The organism is Amycolatopsis lexingtonensis (assembly GCF_014873755.1).
Lineage (GTDB): Bacteria > Actinomycetota > Actinomycetes > Mycobacteriales > Pseudonocardiaceae > Amycolatopsis > Amycolatopsis lexingtonensis.
Genome location: NZ_JADBEG010000001.1, coordinates 3806079 through 3826051 on the forward strand (window position 1 = coordinate 3806079; position 19973 = coordinate 3826051).

At 72.4% G+C, this 19973-nt stretch carries 22 protein-coding genes; 9 read left to right on the forward strand and 13 right to left on the reverse strand.

Annotated elements, in window-relative coordinates:
• Window positions 1–58: 58 nt before the first annotated feature.
• The 4 genes from H4696_RS17175 to H4696_RS17190 all read right to left on the reverse strand — a co-directional run bounded on the left by H4696_RS17175 (window position 59) and on the right by H4696_RS17190 (window position 3970).
• Window positions 59–1204: a CapA family protein gene (locus tag H4696_RS17175; RefSeq protein ID WP_086864833.1), complete on the reverse strand. Its 1146-nt coding sequence runs from the start codon at window positions 1202–1204 to the stop codon at window positions 59–61.
• A gap of 3 nt (window positions 1205–1207) precedes the next feature.
• On the reverse strand, window positions 1208–1951 hold the full coding sequence (locus H4696_RS17180) for a universal stress protein (protein ID WP_158104430.1): 744 nt from the start codon (window positions 1949–1951) through the stop codon (window positions 1208–1210).
• A 678-nt stretch (window positions 1952–2629) separates the two neighbouring features.
• On the reverse strand, window positions 2630–3376 hold the full coding sequence (locus H4696_RS17185; protein ID WP_192782359.1) for a calcium-binding protein: 747 nt from the start codon (window positions 3374–3376) through the stop codon (window positions 2630–2632).
• Between the two features lie 75 nt (window positions 3377–3451).
• Window positions 3452–3970 (reverse strand): GNAT family N-acetyltransferase, encoded by a 519-nt coding sequence (locus tag H4696_RS17190; RefSeq protein WP_086857956.1) that lies wholly within the window; start codon window positions 3968–3970, stop codon window positions 3452–3454.
• A 215-nt stretch (window positions 3971–4185) separates the two neighbouring features.
• Here H4696_RS17190 and acsA point away from each other — a divergent pair, with 215 nt between their 5' ends.
• Together acsA and H4696_RS50165 are read left to right on the forward strand one after the other, a co-directional pair.
• The gene (gene acsA / locus H4696_RS17195; RefSeq protein WP_086857957.1) at window positions 4186–5952 is read left to right on the forward strand and encodes an acetate--CoA ligase; all 1767 of its coding nucleotides are present in this window, start codon (window positions 4186–4188) and stop codon (window positions 5950–5952) included.
• 62 nt (window positions 5953–6014) lie between these two features.
• Entirely contained in the window at window positions 6015–6767 is a 753-nt protein-coding gene (locus H4696_RS50165) for a thiamine pyrophosphate-dependent enzyme (RefSeq protein ID WP_225955723.1), read from the forward strand.
• On the opposite strand, the gene H4696_RS17205 is transcribed toward H4696_RS50165, so the two are convergent.
• Together H4696_RS17205 and H4696_RS17210 are read right to left on the reverse strand one after the other, a co-directional pair.
• The gene (locus H4696_RS17205) at window positions 6731–7576 is read right to left on the reverse strand and encodes a GerMN domain-containing protein (RefSeq protein ID WP_086857958.1); all 846 of its coding nucleotides are present in this window, start codon (window positions 7574–7576) and stop codon (window positions 6731–6733) included. The two genes, H4696_RS50165 and H4696_RS17205, sit on opposite strands and share 37 nt — an antisense overlap.
• A gap of 447 nt (window positions 7577–8023) precedes the next feature.
• The gene (locus H4696_RS17210; RefSeq protein ID WP_143264999.1) at window positions 8024–8500 is read right to left on the reverse strand and encodes an MFS transporter; all 477 of its coding nucleotides are present in this window, start codon (window positions 8498–8500) and stop codon (window positions 8024–8026) included.
• On the opposite strand from H4696_RS17210, the gene H4696_RS17215 reads away from it, so the two are divergent.
• From H4696_RS17215 to H4696_RS17230, 4 genes are all read left to right on the forward strand, one after another.
• Window positions 8493–9281, forward strand: a complete 789-nt coding sequence (locus tag H4696_RS17215; RefSeq protein WP_086857966.1) for an enoyl-CoA hydratase-related protein — start codon at window positions 8493–8495, stop codon at window positions 9279–9281. The genes H4696_RS17210 and H4696_RS17215 overlap by 8 nt on opposite strands.
• Window positions 9282–9342: 61 nt before the next feature.
• Window positions 9343–9855, forward strand: a complete 513-nt coding sequence (locus H4696_RS17220; RefSeq protein WP_086857960.1) for a dihydrofolate reductase family protein — start codon at window positions 9343–9345, stop codon at window positions 9853–9855.
• An 85-nt stretch (window positions 9856–9940) separates the two neighbouring features.
• Window positions 9941–10324 carry an RNA polymerase sigma factor gene (locus H4696_RS17225; protein WP_143265000.1) on the forward strand — a complete coding sequence of 128 codons (384 nt, stop codon included), beginning with the start codon at window positions 9941–9943 and terminating at the stop codon, window positions 10322–10324.
• A 107-nt stretch (window positions 10325–10431) separates the two neighbouring features.
• Window positions 10432–10776: a hypothetical protein gene (locus tag H4696_RS17230; protein ID WP_192782361.1), complete on the forward strand. Its 345-nt coding sequence runs from the start codon at window positions 10432–10434 to the stop codon at window positions 10774–10776.
• On the opposite strand, the gene H4696_RS17235 is transcribed toward H4696_RS17230, so the two are convergent.
• Genes H4696_RS17235 through H4696_RS17245 form a run of 3 tightly spaced genes read right to left on the reverse strand, consistent with a single transcriptional unit; the run spans window position 10773 to window position 13836 of the window.
• Window positions 10773–12320 carry an acyl-CoA carboxylase subunit beta gene (locus H4696_RS17235; protein ID WP_086857961.1) on the reverse strand — a complete coding sequence of 516 codons (1548 nt, stop codon included), beginning with the start codon at window positions 12318–12320 and terminating at the stop codon, window positions 10773–10775. The genes H4696_RS17230 and H4696_RS17235 overlap by 4 nt on opposite strands.
• Window positions 12317–13087: an SDR family oxidoreductase gene (locus H4696_RS17240; RefSeq protein WP_086857962.1), complete on the reverse strand. Its 771-nt coding sequence runs from the start codon at window positions 13085–13087 to the stop codon at window positions 12317–12319. The genes H4696_RS17235 and H4696_RS17240 overlap by 4 nt, the downstream gene beginning before the upstream one ends.
• On the reverse strand, window positions 13084–13836 hold the full coding sequence (locus H4696_RS17245) for an SDR family oxidoreductase (protein WP_086857963.1): 753 nt from the start codon (window positions 13834–13836) through the stop codon (window positions 13084–13086). The genes H4696_RS17240 and H4696_RS17245 overlap by 4 nt, the downstream gene beginning before the upstream one ends.
• Window positions 13837–13986: 150 nt before the next feature.
• Here H4696_RS17245 and H4696_RS17250 point away from each other — a divergent pair, with 150 nt between their 5' ends.
• Window positions 13987–14757: a hypothetical protein gene (locus H4696_RS17250; RefSeq protein WP_249026906.1), complete on the forward strand. Its 771-nt coding sequence runs from the start codon at window positions 13987–13989 to the stop codon at window positions 14755–14757.
• Window positions 14758–14791: 34 nt separating this feature from the next.
• On the opposite strand, the gene H4696_RS17255 is transcribed toward H4696_RS17250, so the two are convergent.
• On the reverse strand, window positions 14792–15595 hold the full coding sequence (locus tag H4696_RS17255; RefSeq protein WP_249026907.1) for an alpha/beta hydrolase: 804 nt from the start codon (window positions 15593–15595) through the stop codon (window positions 14792–14794).
• A gap of 78 nt (window positions 15596–15673) precedes the next feature.
• On the opposite strand from H4696_RS17255, the gene H4696_RS17260 reads away from it, so the two are divergent.
• Window positions 15674–16636, forward strand: a complete 963-nt coding sequence (locus H4696_RS17260; RefSeq protein WP_086857964.1) for a GNAT family N-acetyltransferase — start codon at window positions 15674–15676, stop codon at window positions 16634–16636.
• Window positions 16637–16723: 87 nt separating this feature from the next.
• Here H4696_RS17260 and H4696_RS17265 read toward each other — a convergent pair whose 3' ends face one another.
• Complete coding sequence (locus tag H4696_RS17265) at window positions 16724–17746, reverse strand: aldo/keto reductase (RefSeq protein ID WP_086857965.1); 1023 nt, start codon at window positions 17744–17746, stop codon at window positions 16724–16726.
• A gap of 116 nt (window positions 17747–17862) precedes the next feature.
• On the opposite strand from H4696_RS17265, the gene H4696_RS17270 reads away from it, so the two are divergent.
• Window positions 17863–18432 (forward strand): SbtR family transcriptional regulator, encoded by a 570-nt coding sequence (locus H4696_RS17270; protein ID WP_192782362.1) that lies wholly within the window; start codon window positions 17863–17865, stop codon window positions 18430–18432.
• On the opposite strand, the gene H4696_RS17275 is transcribed toward H4696_RS17270, so the two are convergent.
• Entirely contained in the window at window positions 18429–19160 is a 732-nt protein-coding gene (locus tag H4696_RS17275; RefSeq protein WP_086863444.1) for a metallophosphoesterase family protein, read from the reverse strand. The genes H4696_RS17270 and H4696_RS17275 overlap by 4 nt on opposite strands.
• The gene (locus H4696_RS17280; protein WP_086863445.1) at window positions 19157–19966 is read right to left on the reverse strand and encodes a nucleotidyltransferase family protein; all 810 of its coding nucleotides are present in this window, start codon (window positions 19964–19966) and stop codon (window positions 19157–19159) included. The genes H4696_RS17275 and H4696_RS17280 overlap by 4 nt, the downstream gene beginning before the upstream one ends.
• Window positions 19967–19973 lie beyond the last annotated feature (7 nt).

The following is a 19973-nucleotide window of genomic DNA, read 5'->3' on the forward strand; positions in this document are numbered from 1 at the left end:
ATCGTCGGAAACCACCAGGCTCACCCTTCTTCCGAGCACGGTAAAGGGACCAAGGGCCTCAATGCGGCAGCCGGTCCTGATCGAGGTGCAGCATGCCGGACGGCTCCCGGCGGACTCGGACGCCGAACGGGCGGCACACGCGGTCGAGCCGCGAGCGCAGCCATTCGACGTTCCGGTCTTCGGGGTGCTCGAGCCGCATCTTCCGCGCCTGCACGGGCAGCATGCGCAGCGATACCAGCTCCCCGCTGTCCGATGAGAACGAAGCGAAATACAGCAGCCGAAGATCATCCCGATAATAGTCGTGTCCGGGTATCCCTTCGTAATCATTGATGGCATCCCCGCAGCCGTAGAGGATCAGCCTGTTGCGATACAGCTCGATCGGCCGCGGATGATGCGAGGAATGCCCGTACACGACGTCGACGCCGGCATCGATCAGCCGATGCGCGAAACGCACCTGACCCGGATCCACCCGGTACCCCCAGTTGGTGCCCCAGTGCAGCGACACGATCCCGATGTCGCCGGGCCTCTTGAATTCCAGCACCCTCCGGCTCACCTCCGCGGCGCTGCGGCCGGAGAGGCCATGGACGAACGAGACCCCGGGCCGGTCCCCCGTCGCGGCCCAGCGCCGGGGAGCACCACTGCTCGCCATACCCGCGGCGAAGACCACGACCCGCCGGCTCCCGTCGACCGGGACGATGACAGGCTCCTTCGCCTCGATGACGTCGTAGCCGGCACCGAGCCCGCGAAGCCCCGCTTGGTCCAGGAAGCCGAGGGTGTCGGTGAGCCCGGCCATACCGAAGTCGAGGACGTGGTTGTTCGCCAGTGCGCAGGCGTCCGGCCGGACCGCGGTCAGCACCGGCAGGTTGCCGGGACTCATCCGGTAGTGCAGTTGCTTGTCCAGCGCGAACTCGCCGCCGGCGGTGACGCTGGTCTCCAGGTTGAGCAGCCGGACGTCCGGCGCCTCCGCCTCCAGCACCGGGATCGCCGCACCCCACGGCCAGGAAAAATCGACCGGCCGCGGGATGGGTCCGTTCGCCTTCTCGGCCAACGCGACATACGTGCGCGCGTCGTCGACGGCGGGCTCCCGCAACGCCGGATCACCGGGACACGGGAGGATCTGATCGACCCCGCGGGCCGGCATCACGTCACCGCACAAAAACACGGTTACCGCCACGTCTCCTCCCGCCACGGCAGGCACGTTCATCGCTCATGACGTTCTCCGTGAACCACGCAGCCGATTGTCGCGCGACCGGAAAGCGCTCACCCCATCTGAGGGGAAACGAAAGTCCCTCCCGCATGAGTCCTTCGCCCCTTCGAGAGAGCGGTCGGATGCGCGACCCTCTTCGCAGGGAGGGACCGGGACCCGTCCGGGGAGGGCGAACATCCGGCGGAGCAGAGTGCCGGATTGTCCTCGGGCGGGTCCTCGTTGCCGACGCACGGTCAGAGTCCTCGGGATTTTCCGGATTTCGGGGTGATCGCGCGGCCGGTCCGGATGAGCCCGGTCGTCGACGCCGATGTCGCAGGGCACGACCACCACCGGGCACGTCGCCTCCCGCAGACACTGGTCCGCGACCGAGCCGACGGCCACCGGCGGCGACGCGCCGTGCCGGCGGACGCCGAGGACGAGCATCGCCGCCGCCCGGGAAGCTTCGACGAGCGCGACCGCGGGTGAATGCCCGATCACCTCGGGCCGGATCCGCACGCCGGGAAGGCCGGCCCTTACTCGCGCGATGATTTCGTCGAGTTCGCGCAGTTGCCGCGACTCGGCGGTTTCCGGCCAGCCGGTGACCCCGGCGCTGAGGTCGTACCCGGGCTCGCACGTCCAGGCCCGTAGTGCGACGACCCGGCGCCCGCTCACGGCGGCCTCGGCGGCTGCCCAGCCGAGCACCACCTCGCCGGCGGTCGAACGGTCCACACCGACGACGATGTCGTCCCGTCCTGGCGTTTCCATGCCCCTTCGCCTCCTGCCGTGGCCGCGGTACCACAAGCGGTTCCCTCGTCGAGGATCGCTGCAGCGAGGCGCGCATCCAAGAGGCATTGGACGTCTCTTGGCCGGTCGCCGGTCACCACGTCCTCATGGCACTTCGCCGACAGTTCCAGGACTTGGTGCCCTTCGTTCTCGCCGAGCCGGAAGAAGGGGTCGGTGACGACCGCACGTGGTTTCACCAGCCTGCCGGTGATCGAGTCGGACGGCCGGCGACCCCGGCTCCGGAGCGGTGCCGGAAGGCCGGACCCGGACAGCCGCTTCCGCGATGCGTCCGGGCCCGGCCGTCCCGGCAGGCACTCGCGTGCGCGAACTGGCGAACCACGTGGCGGAACCCGGCACCCGCTCATTGCCGGTGGTCGGAGCCGGGGGTGTTGGTCGGCATCGTTACCGCGGGCGACGTGGTGCGTGCATTGGCCGGCACTCACGGACGCTCACGGACCACTGCTCGATGACGTCCGTGCCGCCGCGGTGAGCGATGGGGCCGCGGGCCGCGGAATGTCTCCGTCCGCCACGGGTGTCAAGCGACGGCCGACCGTGCTTTCCCGGCTTTCCCGTCACGCCGGGCGGGAGCTTCGTGCTCGACGATGGCCGGCTGCCCGGAACATTCCCGTGTGCGTAGGGGTACCGGCCGCACCGGCCCGGTCAGAAGATGACCTCGCACCGGGCCAGTGCCTCGAACCGCGAATCGCAGCGGTCGGCCGCACCGGGACCGCCATCCCCGAAGTCCACGCCCTCCGCGTCGGTGAGCGTGTCGTTGCCTTCGGCGCCGCGGACGATGTCGTTGCCTTCCCCGCCGTCGAGGTTGTCGTTGCCCGCACCGCCGTCAAGGGTGTCGTCCCCGGCGTCACCGCTGATGCGGTCCGGCCCGGCCTGTCCGTTCAGCGTGTCGGCGCCCGCGCCCCCGTTGACGGTGTCGCCGCCGGCTCCTCCGTCGGCGGTGTCGTCACCCGCGCCGCCTTCGATGACGTCGACTCCCTGGCCGCCGCTGAGCGTGTCGGCGCCGTTCCCGCCGTCCAGCCGGTCAGCGCCCTGACTGCCGAACAACGTGTCCGCGCCCGCTTCGCCGTTCAGCGTGTCGGGGCCGGCCTCGCCGTCCGCCCAGTCGGCCCCGTCACCGCCGAAGAACTGGTCGCTGCCGTCGCCGAGGCAGGCGGTGTCGTTGCCCCCGAGGCCGAACACCACGTCGTTGCCGCCGAGCGTCACGAACACGTCCGCGCCGGGCGTGCCGTACAGCACGTCGGCGCCGGCCGTGCCGACCTCCGTGGCGGGCAGCCCGTGGCAGGTCGGTGGCGCCTGCGCCACTGCCGTTCCCGCCGGCACCAGCACGAAGCCCGCCGCCAGCACCACCGGGCCGAGCACCCGGTTCACGCCGCACCACTGATTGATCATCGAGACCTCCCTTTTCCGGCAGCCGGCGAGAATTTCGCCGTCCGCCGGAAAAGTACGAAGCCACACCGCCCGGCCCTACCCCTCGGCGTGTGATACCGCGGGCATTCTTCGACCGACGGGCTGATCCGGGGATGCGCCGCTGTGGCCGCCGGCTTCGTCGAGCAGCTCGCCGACCGGGACGTTGTCGGCCAGACAGGTGGCGGTGAACTTCGTGAAGCCGTGCGCCACCGCGGCTTCGCCGAGCATCCGGACGAGCGCGGTGGCCAGGCCGGCGTGCCGCCACGCGGGATCCACGACGACGGCGACGTCCGCCACCCCCGGTTCGGCGGTGGCCTCGTACCGCGCGACCGCGGCCCCGTGCCCGTCCGGAGCGCGCGCGACGAGCGCGTAACGGCGTTCGTGGTCCAGTTCGGTGAGCCGCCGCAGCAGCTTCGGGATGGCCCGAGGCGGTGGCCCGCGGAAGCGGCGGTACCGGGTCTCCGGGTCGGCGTGTTCGATCGCCGTCCCGAGCTCGGGGGCGTCGGCCGGGGTGAGCAGGTCGATCGAGACCTGCCGCCCGTCGGTCAAGCGGACGCTTCGGTACGCGGTGGGCATCGTCCATCACTCACCTCCCCCGACGCCGATCCGGCCACGATCGCCGGGGTGAGGACTTTGTACCACCACAGGCCGTGACCTCCAGCCCTCCCACGTCGCCGGTCCGGCGGGGAGGGTGCGGGCACGGCCACACGGTGGGAGGCAGTCATGCGATACCGCACCCGAGGCGACACCGGCCCGCCGCACGAACCAGCCCGCAGCGGGGAGGCCGGGTCATGAGGTGGGAGCCGATCGGCAAACCGGCGGCCGTGCGGGCCGCGGCCAACCTCACCGACTACGCCCAAGCACGCCGGGACTTCAGCTGGGACGCGGCCGGATCGGCACTGTCAGGCCTGCCCGGCGGCCGCGGGCGCAACATCGCTCACGAAGCGGTCGACCGGCACGCCGGGGGCCCGCTCGCCACGAAGGTCGCTCTGTCATTCGTGGACCGGCACGAGACCGTCACGGAGATCACCTACGCCGAGCTGAAGGAGCGGTCCGACCGGTTCGCCGTGCTGCTGGGGAATCTCGGCGTCCGCCCCGGTGAGCGCGTCTTCACCCTGCTCGGCCGCACCCCCGAGCTGTACGTCGCGGTCCTCGGCGCGTTGAAGGCCGGCTGCGTGCTTTCGCCGCTGTTCCCCGCGTTCGGTCCCGAACCGATCCGCCAGCGCCTGACCCTCGGTGAAGGCAGCGTGCCCGTGACGACGCCGACGCTGTACCGGCGCCGGATCCGGAGCATCCGGGACCGCCTGCCCGCCCTCCGGCACGTCCTGGTGACCGGGACCGCCGAGGAGCCGGACGTGACCGCACTGGCCCCCGCGCTGGCGGCGGTGGATCCCGCGTTCACCATTCCCCCGACGTCGCCGGAGGACCCGGCGCTGCTGCACTTCACCAGCGGCACGACCGGCACGCCCAAGGGTGCGGTCCACGTGCACGCCGCGGTGCTCGCGCACCACGTGACCGCCGGGTTCGCCCTGGACCTGCACACCGAGGACGTCTTCTGGTGCACCGCCGACCCCGGCTGGGTCACCGGCATGTCCTACGGCGTCATCGCGCCGCTCACCCACGGCGCGACCGTCGTCTGCGACAAAGGCGACTTCGACGCGAAACGCTGGTACCGCGTGCTCGCCGCCGAGCGCGTGACGGTCTGGTACACCGCGCCCACCGCGCTGCGCATGCTGATGCGCCACGGCCCCGAACTCGCGAAAGACCATGACCTGTCCGCGCTGCGGTTCGTCGCCAGCGTCGGCGAACCCCTCAACCCGGAGGCCGTCGTCTGGGGCCAGGAGGCGCTCGGGCTGCCCGTGCACGACAACTGGTGGCAGACCGAGACCGGCGCCATCATGATCGCCAACCTCGCCGCGGAAGAAGTGCGCCCCGGCTCGATGGGCCGCCCGCTGCCCGGTGTCGACGCCGGTCTGCTGGAACGCGGCGAGGACGGCCGCGCCGCGGTGACCGACGGCCACGTCCGCGAGATCACCGAGCCGGACGTCGAAGGCGAACTCGCCCTGCGCCCGGGCTGGCCGTCGATGTTCCGCGGTTACCTCGGCGAGCAGGCCCGGTACGAGAGCTGCTTCGCCGGGGGCTGGTACCTGAGCGGGGACATCGCGCGCCGCGACGCCGACGGCTATTACTGGTTCGTCGGCCGTGCGGACGACGTGATCAAGTCAGCCGGTCACCTGGTCGGCCCGTTCGAGGTGGAAAGCGTGCTGATGGCGCACCCCGCCGTCGCCGAGGCCGGGGTGATCGGCACCCCGGATCCGGTGGCCGGCGAGCTGGTCAAGGCGTTCGTGTCCCTCGTTCCCGGGGCCGAACCCACCGAAGAGCTGCGACGGGAACTCGTCGCGTTCGGCCGGCGCGAACTCGGGGCCGTGGCCCCGAAGGAAATCGTGTTCGACCAGAACCTGCCGCACACGCGCAGCGGCAAGGTGTTGCGCCGGCTGCTCAAGGCGCGCGAACTCGGCCTGCCCGAAGGTGATCTGTCCACAGTGGAGCAACGATGACGAGCGAACCGGAAAGCGCGGTCACCCCGAGAGCGAAAGAACGGGTCGAGCTGCTCCGCCAGATGGTGCGGATCCGGCGGTTCGAAGAACGCTGCGTCGAGCTTTACAGCGCCGCCGAAATCCGCGGGTTCATGCACCTGTACATCGGTGAGGAAGCGATCGCTGCCGGTGTGCTCCAAGCGCTGGACCCCGGCGACGCCGTCGTGTCGACCTACCGGGAGCACGGGCACGCCCTCGCCCGCGGCGTGCCGATGGACGCGATCCTCGCGGAGATGTACGGCCGGACGACCGGCTGCAGCCGCGGCCGGGGCGGCTCGATGCACTTGTTCGACGCGAGCCGCCGCTTCTACGGCGGCAACGCCATCGTCGGCGGCGGGCTGCCGATCGCGACCGGGCTCGCGCTGGCCGCCTCCAGCAGCAGCGCCGCCACCGCTGCGCTGACGTCAGCCCGGCCTGACCGCTCAGGTCTCGGCACTTCACTTCCTGTGACGTCGATCGTCGGCTTCGAGCCATCGGGTGAGCTTGGACCTGGTGGCCTGAGCCCGGATGCCGTCGAACTGAGCCCGGTTGACGCGGGCGGCAGCGCGTTCGCGCTCGACGAGGCGGCCGCAGCTGAGCATCACCGCCGGGCCGCCCAGGTGCCGCTCGGCAAGTTCAGCCCACTGCTGGGCGGCGATGACGGCGTCGTGATGCTCGCCGAGGAGGTCCTGGACTTCGGCGATCTCGATCGTCAGCCCGGCTCACTTCGATACCACGGACATCCGCGCGCGGGTCCGGCTCAGGGTTCGAGGCATTCGGGAATGGAGTCGACGTAGCCGTCCGGACGTTCGGTCTGACCGGCCGGGTCGTAGATCTTGACCCAGCGCACCGACGGGAACTGCTTGAGCGTCCGCATGATCTCCTCGGCGATGCTGAAGGTCGAGCCGTGGCTCGAGCAGCCCCCGGTGAGCCGGACCCGCGCGATCGAGTCGCTGATCGTCAGGCCGGTGAACCCGGTGGCGTCGGAGCTGACGAACGCCAGCCGCCGGCCCAGCTCGGCCTCGGTGGGCCCGGCGAACAGCCGTTGCAGGGCGCCATACGCGGTCGCGGGCGGGATCACCGGCCGGGCCACCGCACGCGTGTACGGCTCGGTCCCGGCTTCGAACCGAGCGACGTCGAGGAAGTACGCCTGGACCGGAACCGTCTGGAACGGGGTGTCGATGTCGATCACGACGCGGCTCGGGTTGCTCAGGACGGACAGCCGGACCGGCGATTGGCGGGCGAGGCCGATGCCGAAGTTCAGCACCCCTTCGAAGTCGCCGGCATTGACGACCTGGATGACGTTCGGCAGCGGATACGTGCGCTGCGGTGCGCCGTAAGTGGGGTTTCCGTTGTCGTCGTGACCGGCGGCGAAGGCCATGCGGACCTGCAGGAAGGCTTGGCCGACCACCGGGACCGGCAGCCCGGACGGATCACCGATCACTTCCGGCACGTAACGGACCTCCCGCTCCGCGGGGAGCGGGCCGTCGAACTCGAAGACCACGCGGTCGTGGTCCGTGTGGTGGGCGGCACGGATGGCCACGAGCGTGGCCTGGTTCTGCGCCGCGGATCGCGAGCCGGGCGCACCGGCCGCAGAAGAGTGCATCGGATCTCCCAAGAGCGGACGAAGAATCTCGGGCAGGTCTTGCTGTCGCACCATGGTGACCGTCGCCGCACCGCACGGGACAGGGCACAAAGTCACTCGGGCATGGGATCAACGGCGATCCCGGCGGCGGCTCCCACACCTGGCAGTTCCACAGTGGACGGCGACATCCCGGAGCCGGAGGTCACCCCCGGCCGGAGCCGTTGTCCTCTCACCACCGCACCCGGCGGGCGCGACGCTGTGCGCGCACGACTCGAACGGCGCTGGAGGTGCCGATGAAGGTCCTGATCGCGGCCGCCGGGCGGCACGGTGCCACGCGGGCGATCGGCGCGGAGATCCGCCGTCCGCGGCGCGTGCAGGGTGCGGATGCGGGGACCGCCGAGGTCCACGAGCTGGCCGCGCACGCGAAGCTCGAAGGGGCGCAGCACGGGGAACGTCCGCACGGCTCACTCAGGCCGTGGCGGCGATCGCCGCTGTGTTCCGGGCCTGCCTGCGCCCGACGGTGATGAGCCCCGTCGCACCGGCCAGCAGCACCACCGTGCTCACCGGCCAGAACCAGATCCGGCCGGTGCTCGAGCCGTCCAGCAGCAAGCCGGACAGCAGGCCCGCCAGTGCCGCGCCGACGCCCCAGGACATGGTCGTGTAGCCCAGGTAGACGCCGGTCGCCCCGTCGGGAGCCAGCTCGGACGCAACGACGTCCGCCGCCACGATCAGCGCGAGCTCGCCGAGGGTGACCACCAGCATCCCGGCATAGAACCAGGGCGTGCCCGTCGGCAGGCAGAGCAGGCAACCGGCGGACATCGCCAGCGACCCGCCGCCGAGCAGGACCAGCCGCCGGGACATCGCCCAGCCTTCCGTCAGCCGGCCCGCCACGTGGCCGAGCCCGCTTAGTATGGGGCCCGACCACGAGGAGGCGGCCTTGTCCACGGTGGATGGCGTGCGGTACGCGGCGGACGGCGCGGTCGCGACCCTGACGTTCGACAAACCCGACCGCAGCAACGCGATGGACGTCCCGATGCAGGCCCGCTACGGCGCCCTGCTGCGGCAGGCCGACGCGGACGCCGGGGTCCGCGCGGTCGTCGTCACCGGGGCGGGCAAGGCGTTCTGCCCCGGCGCCGACCTGGGGCTGCTCGACGACATCGCCGCCGCTCCCCCGGCCGGGGGCGGCGGGCACGAGAACTTCCGCGACGTGCTCGCGGCGGCGTCGGTCGGGGTCCCGGTGGTCGCCGCGATCAACGGCGGCTGCGCCGGGCTCGGGTTCGTCATCGCCTGCTCGGCGGACGTCCGGTTCGCCGCCGCGGGCGCGAAGTTCACCACGGCGTTCGCGCGGCGCGGGCTGATCGCCGAGTACGGCGTCGCGAAGCTGCTGCCGGAGCTCGTCGGTCAGGGCCGCGCCCGCGACCTGCTGCTGTCCGGCCGCACGTTCACCGCGGAGCAGGCCTTGGACTACGGCCTGGTCCAGGAGGTCGTGCCGGCCGGGGAGCTGGCGCTGCGCGCGCACGCCTACGCGACCGAGCTGGCGACCTACAGCGCGCCCCGCTCGATGGCCGTGATGAAGGAGCAGTTCGGGCGCGAAGCGTCCCTGACGCTCGAAGAGGCTGCGCGCGAAGCCACGGCGCTGATGATCGAGTCGTTCGGCCGCCCCGAGCTGGCCGAGGGACTGGCCAGCTGGAACGAGCGGAGGCCCCCGAAGTTCCCGGACCGATGAGTTTCCGTGGCCCGGCCGGTCAGTACTCCCGTCCGAGACGCCACCACGGAAAGCAGGTCCCATGGCCAAGCTGCTCTACGCCTTCAGCACCTCCCTCGACGGGTTCATCGCCGGCCCGGGCGGGGACATGTCCTGGCTGACGCCCCACCTCGGGCCCGACCCGCTCGTCGACGAGCTCATCCCCCGCATCGGCGCCCTGCTCGTCGGGCGCCGGACCTACGGCGGCGACGACCCCCACCGCGGCACCGAAGGCGAGGGCAAGGCGTTCGGCGGCGGCTGGGAGGGACCGCAGTTCGTGCTCACCCACCGGCCCGCAGCCCCCGCGCCAGGGGTCACCTTCCTCAGCGATCTGAAGGAGGCCGTCGGGCAGGCGAAGAAGGCGGCCGGCGACAAGTACGTCAACGTCCTCGGGGCCGACATCGCCCGGCAGTGCCTCGAAGCGGGTCTGCTGGACGAGATCCTCGCCCTGCCGGTCCCGGTGCTCCTCGGCGACGGCGTCCGGATGTTCGACCGGCCCGGCGGCGAGCCGGTCGCACTTGAGTTGCTCCGGCCGCACTGGTACCGGGTCCGCTAAGGCGTGTGCCGGCTCGGGGAACGGGACGCGTTCCCCAAGTTGGTGCGGGCTCTGGCACCACCCGCTGTGGCGCTATGTGCGGAGCATGGTGGGCTCCCCGCACGTCGCGGACGACCTTGCCCAAGAGACGTGGGTCTCCGTGGTGCGCGGGCTCCCGCGCCCGCACGAGCCGCAGCGGTTCGCCCCGTGGCTGTTCACCATCGCCCGGCGCACCGTGACCGATCACCTGCGCCGGAGGTACGGGGCGCCGCGGATCACCGAAGTCGAGACGGACGCCGTCGCCGCCGACGACGGCCTCGGTGACGTCCTGACCGCGATGGAGATCGAAGCCGGCCTGAGCGGGCTGCCGCCGCTGGAACGCGAGGTGCTGATCCTGTTCCACCTGGAGGATCTGCCGGTCAAGAGCAGGCTGCACCGCGCGCGCCGCATGCTCCGGGACGTCCCGGTGGAGAAGGGATACGAGACATGAGTGAGCACGACGACGCGGCACGCCGGGCTGTGCTGGAGGAACTCCCGGATGCGGCACGTGGCCGTTGAGCTCGCGGGCGGGTGCGGTGCGGCGCTGATCACCGTGCTGTGGGTGACCGAACCGCACCCGCTCGCACCCAGGCCGCCTTCGCCGCGTTGATCGCGGTCGGCCTTGCCTGGGCCGCCTTCGCCGGGTGGGTCCTGAGCCACCGCCGGCCGCTGTTCGCCCGGGACCAAGTGGTGGGCGCCCGGCTCGCGCTCGCGGTCAGCGTGGGCACCTGCGCTGCCGGTACGGCTTTGGCCGCGACCCGCCGCACCACGGCGGAAATCCTGGCCACCGCCCTGGCCGGCGGCGTCCTCATCGCGGTGGCGGGACTGCTGCTGGCACGAGCACACGCTCGTCGCCGTGCACTGCTGCGCTTGCGGGACACCCTCAGCGGCAGCACCGCCTAGGGCCGCATCCCGAACGACGGCGGGCCGGCAAGTCTTGGCAGCACCGCGTAGGCGTCCCCGATCCAGTCGCACAGCCGGGACCGGGTCTCGCGCGGGTCGATGACGTCCTCGACCGAGAAGCGCTCCGCCGTCCGGAACGGCGATCGCACCGCGTCCAGGCGCGCGCGGATCTCCTCGATCCGCGCCGCCCGGTCGTCGGCCGCGTCCAGTTCCGCGCGGTAGGCCGCTTCGATGCCGCCTTCGACCGGCAGGGAGCCCCAGTCGCCCGAGGGCCAGGCCCAGCGGCGGACCAGGCGGTGGCGGTTGACCTGGCCCGCGCCGCCGACGCCGAACACGCGGCGGACGATCACCTCGGCCATCGGGACCCGCGCCTGGTAGACCGCCGTGACCGCGCGGACGCCGTGGCGGATCGCGCCCGCGCGCTCGGCCGCCGCGCCGATCACCATGCCCGCCTGGTCGGTCAGCGAAACCAGGGGCAGGTGGAACGTCTCGCAGAGGTCGACCAGCCGGGTCATCACGTCGGCGCCCTCGGGGGTCAGCGTCGCGCCGCGGTAGGGATCGGTGGCCAGGACGCCGACCGGGTGCCCGTTCAGCCGCGCCAGTCCCGCGTACGCCGAGCCGCCCGACACGGCGTAGTCGAACACCGAGCCCGCGTCGAAGACGCCGTCCAGCAGCGGCCGCAAGCGGTAGGGCTGACGCCGGTTGCGCGGCACCAGCGAAAGCAGTCCCTCGTCGGCGCGGTCCACGGGGTCCGATGTGGACGTCACCGGCGGCAGGCAGTCCACAGAGGACGGAAGGTACGACAGGAACTGTTTCGCCACCGAGAAAGCCTCGGCTTCGGACGCCACGATCCGGTCGACCGCGCCGCTGCGCCGGTGGACGTCGGCGCCGCCGAGCTCTTCCTTGGTGAGGTCCTCCCCCGTCGCGTGCTTCACCACCGGCGGCCCGGCGACGAACAGCTGCCCGGCGCCTTCGACCAGCACGTTCAGGTGCGACATCACCGCCCGCGCGGCCCCGAGCCCGGCCACCGGGCCGAGGCAGAGCGCGACCACCGGGACCGTCGAGAGGTTGTCCACCACGAGGTCCCAGCCCGGGTTGACCGGGACGTAGGTGAACCCGTGCTGCTCCAGCATCTTGACGCTGCCGCCGCCCCCGGTGCCCTCGATCAGCCGCACCAGCGGCAGCCGGAGCTCGTTGGCCAGGCGCTCGGCGTGGACCTGCTTCTCCATGATCGCGGCGTCGGCGGCACCGCCGCGGACGGTGAAGTCGTCACCGCCGATCGCCACCCGCCTGCCGTCGAGCCGGGCGGTGCCGATGACGAAGTTGGCCGGGGTGAACGACTCCAGCGCGCCGTCCACATAGGACGCCGTGCCGGCCAGCGCGCCGATCTCGTCGAAGCTGCCGGGGTCGGCGAGCGCCGCGATCCGCTCGCGGACCGTCGACCGCCCGGCGGCGTGCTGGCGGGCCACCTTCTCCGGACCGCCCATGCGCTCGGCCAGCTCGCGCCGCCGGGCCAGCTCGTCGACCTCCGGCTGCCAGCTCATTCCGCCTCGAGCGCCGCTTCGACCTTGCGCTGCAGCTTGTTCATCCCGCCGAGCCAGCGGTCGGTCTGCGTCGCGCGCGCGGCGTAGTACTCCGCGACCTCCGGGTGCGGCAGGACCAGGAACTGCTTCGACTCCATCGCCGCGAACAGCGCGTCCGCGACCTGCTCGGGTTCGATCGCCGAAGCGCCCATCAGCAGTTGACCCGCGGTGCCGGTGCTCTCGAGCATCGCCGTCCGGACGCCCTGCGGGCAGATCGCCTGCACGGTGATCCCGCGGTGCCGGTAGGTCGCCGACAGGTACTCGGCGAACGCGAGCGCGCCGTGCTTGGTCACCGAGTACGGCGCCGAACCGAGGCTGGTCAGCAGCCCGGCGGCGGACACGGTCGCGATGAAGTGCCCCTCGCCGCGTTCGAGCCACGCCGGCAGCAGCTGGTTCGCCGCGCGGACGTGCGCCATGACGTTGACGTCCCAGGTGTGCGCCCAGACCTCCTCGGGGCTTTCCGCGCCGCCGAAGGGCGCGATCCCCGCGTTGGCGCAGAAGACGTCGATCTCGCCCAGCGTCGCACGGGCGCTTTCGATCAGCTTCGCGACACCGTCGACGCTCGCGACGTCGCCGACGAACGCCGTCCCGCCGATCTCCTTCGCGACTTCGGCGGCTTTGTCCCCGTCGAGGTCCGCCACGACGACCTGGGCGCCGCCGGCGGCGAACCGGCGGGCCAGCGCGGCGCCGATGCCCCCGCCGCCACCGGTGATGACGACGCCGGTCACAGGCCACCGCCGAGGGTCACGCCGCCGTCGAGCACCATGGTCTGGCCGGTGATCCAGCCCGCGTCGTCGGACAGCAGGAACGCCACCGCGCCCGCGATGTCGGCTGGCACGCCGAGCCGCTTCATCGGGTACGCCGAGGCGACCTCCTCCTCGCGGCCCTCGTAGAGCGCGGTCGCGAACTTCGTCTTGACCACGGCCGGGGCGACGGCGTTCACGCGGATCTTCGGCCCGAGCTCGGCACCGAGCTCGACGGTCAGCCGGATCAGCGCGGCCTTGCTGACGCCATACATGCCGATGCCGGGCGAAGCGCCGAGGCCGGCGACGGAAGCGACGTTGACGACGGCACCGCCGTGCTCGCCCATCCACGCGTCGCGGGCGCGCTTGGTCCAGCCCAGCGGCGCGAGCACGTTGACGCCGAGGATCTTGGCCGCGGCGGCCGGGTCGATGTCCAGGGTGGAGCCGTAGACCGGGTTGATGCCGGTGTTGTTGACCAGGTAGTCGAGCCGGCCGAAGGTCTCGATCGTCTTGGCGACCGCCTCGTCCTGGTGGTCGGTGTCGTCGGCCTTCCCGGGCACGAACATGGCGACGTCCGGGCCGCCGAGGGAGTTCACGGCCTCTTCGAGGGCCTCCGGCTTGCGCGCGGTGATGCACACCTTGGCGCCGCGTTCGACGAGCGTCTTCGCGATCCCGAGGCCGATGCCCCGGCTGGCCCCGGTGACGATCGCGACGCGATCCTTGAACGAGTTCACGGCAGTGTGTCTCCTTCGTGTGGTGCCCGGCACATACCAAGCAGTCGGTCAGTGGCCCATTATGCGCGATGGGACCACCGCGCACACCCTGCCCGGATTGTGACCTTCCCCGATTACCTTCCCCCGGAACACGACTTCGAGGGGGCCCGGGTGCGCAAGTCCGTCCTGACCGTCGCCGCGGCGGCACTGGCGTTGACCGCCTGTTACCCGGCCCCGGTGCCGCCGCCGGCCCCGCCGGCGCTCGCGCCACCGGCCACCGACGTCGCCGGCCTGGTGGGGACCGCCCGGACCGGCATCGGCCGCGGGCCGTCCGCCGGCTTCACGACGACCTCGGTGTCCGGACCCACCACCCAGGAGCTCACCGGCTCGATCCGGTTCGACGGCGGGGAGACCTCGCTGTCGATGGCGTTCGACGGCGGCGAGACGCGGGTGATCGGCCCGCGGACCTTCACGCGGACGCCGCAGGAAGCGATCCCCGGCAAGCCCTGGGTCGGCACCGACGCGGGCAGCGCCGACCCGGTCGCGCAGGCGCTGGGCACCGGGTTCCTGCTCTCGGTCAAGCTGCCGGACCTCGGCCGGGCCCTGACGGAGATCGAGCGCACCGGCCGGATCGTCTCGGCCGGCCAGACCAAGCTCGGCGACGTCGCCGTCAACCACTACCGGCTCGAACTCGACCCGGCGAAGGCGCCGGAGCTGTTCCCCGAGTTCGGGCCGCAGCCGGGCGCCGTCAAGGTCCCCGCCCAGCTGTGGCTCGACGCCGCGGCCCGGCCCGTCCGCTACGCCGTCGACTTCTCCGCCGCCCCCGCGCCGGCCAAGGGCACCACCGACTACCGCGACTGGGGCAAGCCGGTCGACATCCCGGCCCCGCCCGCCGGCCAGGTCGTGGACGCGGCGGAGTTGCTGAAGCAGCTGGGCCGGTGACGGCGGCGCGCTGCGGTCTTCCTCGTCCGGCCGATCAGCGCGGCACCAGCGCCAGGACCGCCTCGATCAGCTCCGGGCCGTCCAGGAGGACCGGGTCGTTGTGGTCGGCACCGGGGATCTCCACCACCCGCGCCGACGCCGCGGCCGCCACCGCGCGGCTCTGCGACGGCGGCACGATCGAGTCCGCGCCGCCCAGCACCACGGTCACCGGCACCCGAACCCGCGCGACCTGCTCCTCGACCGGGAAGCGGTCGCGCAGCAGCAGCCGCACCGGCAGGTACGGGTAAGCCTCGGCGCCCACCGCCGCGAGGTCGGTGAACGGCGAGCGCAGCAGCAGCCCGGCCGGCGGGTACGCGGTGGCCAGCTCGGTCACGACGGCGCACCCGAGGCTCTCGCCGAAGTACAGCAGCCGCTCCGGCGAAACCCGCCGCTCTTCGACCAGGAACCCGCGGGCCGCGCGGACGTCGAGGGCCAATCCGGCTTCGCTGGGGTCGCCCGGATTGCCGCCGTAGCCGCGGTAGTCGAACAACAGCACCGCCAGCCCCGCCTCCGTCAGCTTCGCCGCCAGCGGCGCGCGCCCGGCCCGGTTCCCGCCGTTGCCGCCGGCCACCAGCACCGTCGCCGACGGCTCGCGGTCGCGGGGCCGGACGTACCAGGCGCCCAGCTCCAGGCCGTCGGCCGTGCGGAGGCGGACGTCTTCACCACCGGGCAGCACGCTCGCGGCGGCCGGCACCGGACCGGCGTCGGGCAGGTAGATCAGCCGGCGCTGGAACACCCAGACGAGCCCCAGCACCAGCACCACGACCAGCACGGCCACCACCAGCACCCGCACGACCACACGCCACCTCCTCCCCGCGAGTATCCCGGCCGAAAACGACTCGACGGCGCAAACCGCCCTCTGACACAGTGCCGCTCCATGATCACCGTCGACGACCTGCGGCTCATGCAAGGCCTCGCGCAGCGGGTCACCGCCACCCGCCCCGAGCTGGTGAACGGCGACGCGTCCTACGGCGAGCTGGCCTGGAACTGGGGCAAGGACCACACCGCCGCCGGCGCGAGCTGGCGCCGGGAACTGTGGTTCTCCGGCGGCGAACTGGTGGCGTGGGCCTGGGCGCGCCTCCCCCGCCGGGTGCGGCGCAGCGACGGCACCGTCAAGGACGTCACCGGCGCTTCCCTCGCGCACCAGGTCCACCCCGGCCACGCCCCGCTCATCGACGAGGTGATCGCCTGGTACGAAGCCACGGCGGGCGACGTCGAGCGCTCGGCGCTGGCGGGCGCCGCGGACGAGTTCGCCTTGGCGCGCTGGGCGGCGCACGGCTACGAGACCGACCCGGACGCGCTCGGCGACACCGGCTCCTGGACCCAGCTCAACGAGCGCGACCTCGCCGACGTCGCCGGGCCGGTCCTGCCCGCCGGGTTCCGGTTCCGCACCGCGGGCGAAGCCGGGCCGGCGGCCGCGGTCCAGTCCCATGTGGACGCTTGGGCTCCCACCACGTACACGGCCGAGAGCTACGAAGGCGTCCGGCAGGCCCCGGCGTACCGCGACGACCTGCACGTCCTGGTGGAGGCACCGGACGGGACGATGGCGTGCTCGGCGATCCTGTGGCTCGACGAAGCCAACGAGACGGCCGAGTTCGAGCCGGTCGGGACGCACCCGGGCTTCCGGCGCCGCGGCCTGGCCCGTGCGCTGCTCCTGCAGGGCATGCGCCTGGCGCGCGCGGCCGGCGCCAGGCACGCGACGGTCGCCTGCCTGGGCGCGCCGGGCCACCCCGCGGCACGCGAGCTGTACTACGGCGTCGGCTTCCGCGAGCTGTGCCGGGACGCCCCGCTCGTCAAGACCCGCCCCGGAGCGCCGGCTGGTGTCACGCGTCTTGAATGAGTCATTCAGGACCTCCGAAGACCTGAATGACTCATTCAAGACGTTCGCACGCGCCGCCGGCCGTCACCGAACCTCGGACGCGTGACACTAGGCCGCGGCGCGCTCGGCGAGCGGGCGGCGGCGCAAACCAGGGTCGTGCACGGCCGGCGGCTGGTAGTTCTGGTCGAGCGCGCCGATGTTGGTGCCGGGCGGCACGATTGCGTCGATGCGGTCGAGGACGTCGTCGGTGAGCCGGACCTCGACGCCGGCCAGCAGGTCGTCGAGCTGGGGCATGGTCCGCGGCCCGAGCAGCGCGCTCGTGACGCCGGGGTGGGCGATGACGAAGGCCATCGCCAGATGGGTCATCGGCAGGCCCGCTTCGGCGGCCAGCGGAACGAGCTGCTCGACGACGTCGAGCCGGCGTTCGTCGGTGAGGTGCTTGAGCAGGTGGGCCCGGCGCAGGTCGTTCCGCTCGCCCTTGCGGACGCGCCCCGTGAGCAGGCCCTGCCCGAGCGGGCCCCAGATCAGCGTGCCCATGCCGAAGCGCTGGGCCAGCGGCAGCACTTCGCGTTCGACGCCGCGGTTGAGGATCGAGTAGGCCGCCTGCTCGGCGCGGAACCGCGCCAGGCCGCGCCGTTCGGCGACCCACTGGGCTTCGACGATGTCGGACGCGAGGCTCTGGGACGTGCCGATCGCGCGGACCTTGCCGGCGCGGAGCAGGTCGGTCAGCGCGGAAAGCGTTTCCTCGACGTCCGTCGCGGGATCGGTGCGGTGCACCTGGTAGAGGTCGATGTGGTCGACCCCCAGGCGCCGCAACGAGTTCTCGACGGCGGTGACGATCCAGCGCCGGGACGCGCCCTGGTGGTGCGGGTGGTCGCCGACCGGGCGGCCGAACTTGGTCGCGAGCACGACGTCGTCGCGGCGGCCCCGCAACGCTTTGCCGACGACCTCTTCGGAATCGCCGTACGCGTCGGCGGTGTCGATGAAGTTGAGGCCCGCGTCCAGTGCTTTGTGGATCATGCGGGCGGAGTCGTCCGGGTCGGGGTTGCCGAAGGACGTCGCGAACATCATCGCGCCGAGCGCGTACGGGCTGACCTTGATCCCGGTCCGGCCGAGGGTGCGGTACTGCATGGGTTTTCTCCCGCCGAGGTGCCGGCCGGCGCGGATGCCGTACGCTGGCCGTAAGTGGAAAGCTATTCCGGAACTATACGGAAAGCTTTTCCGGTTACGCAACCGAGAGGGGCGAAGTGACCCAGGAAACCCGACGGCGGCGCGCCGACGCCCAGCGCAACGTCGAGGCCTTGGTCGAGGCGGCGCGGACGGTCTTCGACACCTCCGGCGTGGACGCACCGGCCAAGGAGATCACCGACCTCGCCGGAGTCGGCGTCGGCACGCTGTACCGGCACTTCCCGCAGCGCTCGGACCTGGTCAAAGCGGTGGTACAGACCGGGATCGACGCGGTCGCCGACGCCGGCCCGGAGCTGAGCGACGCCCACCCGCCGGAGCGGGCGCTGTCGCTGTGGATCGACCGGTTCGTCGAGCTCCTCGGGGCCAAACGCGGGCTCGCCTCGGCCCTGCACTCGGGCGATCCGGCGTTCGAGGGGCTGCCCGGCTACTTTATGGAGCGCCTGGGCCCCACGCTCACGGCCCTGCTCGACGCGGCGGCCGCCGACGGCGCGATCCGCGGCGACCTCGGCGCCGAAGACCTCCTGTACGCGATCGCGTTGCTGTGCCAGCCCGTACCCGGCCGCGAGCCGGGGCACGGCAAGCGCATGGTCGGCGTTCTCGTCGACGGCCTCCGCTACGGCGCCGGCTAGCGCCGCGCGGACACCTCGGCCGGGTGGAGTTCGTAGAGCGCGTACGCCTTCCGGATCACCGGCTGCGCTACGTTCCGCACCCGGACCCCGCCGGGCGTGACGCCCTGCTCGCACCCGAAGTGGGCGTGGCCGTGCAGCGCCAGGTCGGCCCCCACCTCGTCGATCGGTTCGCACAGCAGGTACGAGCCGAGGAACGGGTGGATCTCCGGCGGCTCGCCGTGCAGCGTGCCGGGGATCGGCGCGTAGTGGGTCAGCGCGACGACGACGTCGGTGTCGAGGCTCTGCAACGCTTCGCGCAACGATTCGGCCGACGCCATCGTGTGCTCGACAAAGTTCTTCATCTCGCGCTCGCCGAAGCGGCTGGCGCACTTGCCGGCGAACCCGCCGCCGAACCCCTTGACCCCCGCGACGCCGAGCGAGCCGTCCGGCAGCTCGAACCGGGCCGCGTCACCTTCGAGCACCGTGACACCCGCGTCCCGGAGCACGCCGGCGATGGCGTCCGCGGCGTCGCTGTGGTGGTCGTGGTTGCCCAGGACGGCGACGACCGGCACGCCCAGCCCGGCGACCTCGTCGGCCACGACGCGGGCTTCCTCGAGCGTGCCGTGCCGGGTGAGGTCCCCGGCCAGCAGGAGGACGTCGGCAGTGCCGTCCAGGTGCCCGAGGGCCGGCCGGAGCAGGCCGCGGGAGTCTTCGCCCAGGTGCACGTCCCCGACCGCGGCGATCCTCATCGGCCGATCTCCTCCGCGCTCGCCGGCTCGCGGACGTCGGCGACCCGGACGTCGTTGTGCACCAGCTCCCCGGTCAGGTACTCGCCGACGACGGCGTCCACCTCCGCCTTCCGCGCGGGGCAGGTCACTTCGCCGGTCAGGTGGACGTGCTCGCCCCGCACGGTCACGTGCACGCCGAGTTCGGCGGTGCGGGGGTCTTCGGCGAGGGCCCGGCTCAGCCGGGCGACGAGGTACTGCGGTGGTTCGGGCACGAGAGCCTCCTCCGGATCGATCACGGCCAGGTCACCGAGCAGCGCCAGGAGCGCGCGGGCGTACGGGGACGCCGACACCTGCACGGCGACCTCGGTCCAGTCGACCTGCTCGCGCAGGTCGCGGGCGATCTGCAGCAGCGGCACGAAGTCGCACCGGTGCGCGCCGAGCACGAGCAGCTTGTCGACGAGCAGGTCGGTGCCGGACACGACCGGCGCGGCGGTCGACCCGACCCGCATGAAGGCGGCGCGGTCCAGCAGCTCGTCGGTCACCGGCCGGTGGTTGGGCCGGTGGATCAGGTCGACGAGGATCTCGCCGTCGTAGACCTTGGTCAGCCAGTCCTCCGGCGGGTGCACGCGGCGCAGCCCGGCGGCGGTGAGCACCTCCGCCGCCCGGTCCGCGTCGCCGGGCTTGAGGAACAGGTCGACGTCGTGGTCGGACGGCGGGCCGCCGCGGGCGTACACCGCCAGGCCACCGGCCACGGCGAACCGGATACCGGTGCCGTCCAGCGCGGTCACCACCCGGGTCAGGCTCTGCAGCAGCGCCTCCGCTTCCATGGCGGAG

Excerpts from the sequence above, each read along its gene's own strand:
- H4696_RS17175 (WP_086864833.1), bottom strand. The coding sequence starts at position 1,204 with ATGAACGTGCCTGCCGTGGCGGGAGGAGACGTGGCGGTAACCGTGTTT.
- H4696_RS17180 (WP_158104430.1), bottom strand. The coding sequence starts at position 1,951 with ATGGAAACGCCAGGACGGGACGACATCGTCGTCGGTGTGGACCGTTCG.
- H4696_RS17185 (WP_192782359.1), bottom strand. The coding sequence starts at position 3,376 with ATGATCAATCAGTGGTGCGGCGTGAACCGGGTGCTCGGCCCGGTGGTG.
- H4696_RS17190 (WP_086857956.1), bottom strand. The coding sequence starts at position 3,970 with ATGCCCACCGCGTACCGAAGCGTCCGCTTGACCGACGGGCGGCAGGTC.
- acsA (WP_086857957.1), top strand. The coding sequence starts at position 4,186 with ATGAGGTGGGAGCCGATCGGCAAACCGGCGGCCGTGCGGGCCGCGGCC.
- H4696_RS50165 (WP_225955723.1), top strand. The coding sequence starts at position 6,015 with ATGGTGCGGATCCGGCGGTTCGAAGAACGCTGCGTCGAGCTTTACAGC.
- H4696_RS17205 (WP_086857958.1), bottom strand. The coding sequence starts at position 7,576 with ATGCACTCTTCTGCGGCCGGTGCGCCCGGCTCGCGATCCGCGGCGCAG.
- H4696_RS17220 (WP_086857960.1), top strand. The coding sequence starts at position 9,343 with ATGGCCAAGCTGCTCTACGCCTTCAGCACCTCCCTCGACGGGTTCATC.
- H4696_RS17225 (WP_143265000.1), top strand. The coding sequence starts at position 9,941 with ATGGTGGGCTCCCCGCACGTCGCGGACGACCTTGCCCAAGAGACGTGG.
- H4696_RS17235 (WP_086857961.1), bottom strand. The coding sequence starts at position 12,320 with ATGAGCTGGCAGCCGGAGGTCGACGAGCTGGCCCGGCGGCGCGAGCTG.
- H4696_RS17260 (WP_086857964.1), top strand. The coding sequence starts at position 15,674 with ATGATCACCGTCGACGACCTGCGGCTCATGCAAGGCCTCGCGCAGCGG.
- H4696_RS17265 (WP_086857965.1), bottom strand. The coding sequence starts at position 17,746 with ATGCAGTACCGCACCCTCGGCCGGACCGGGATCAAGGTCAGCCCGTAC.
- H4696_RS17275 (WP_086863444.1), bottom strand. The coding sequence starts at position 19,160 with ATGAGGATCGCCGCGGTCGGGGACGTGCACCTGGGCGAAGACTCCCGC.
- H4696_RS17280 (WP_086863445.1), bottom strand. The coding sequence starts at position 19,966 with ATGGAAGCGGAGGCGCTGCTGCAGAGCCTGACCCGGGTGGTGACCGCG.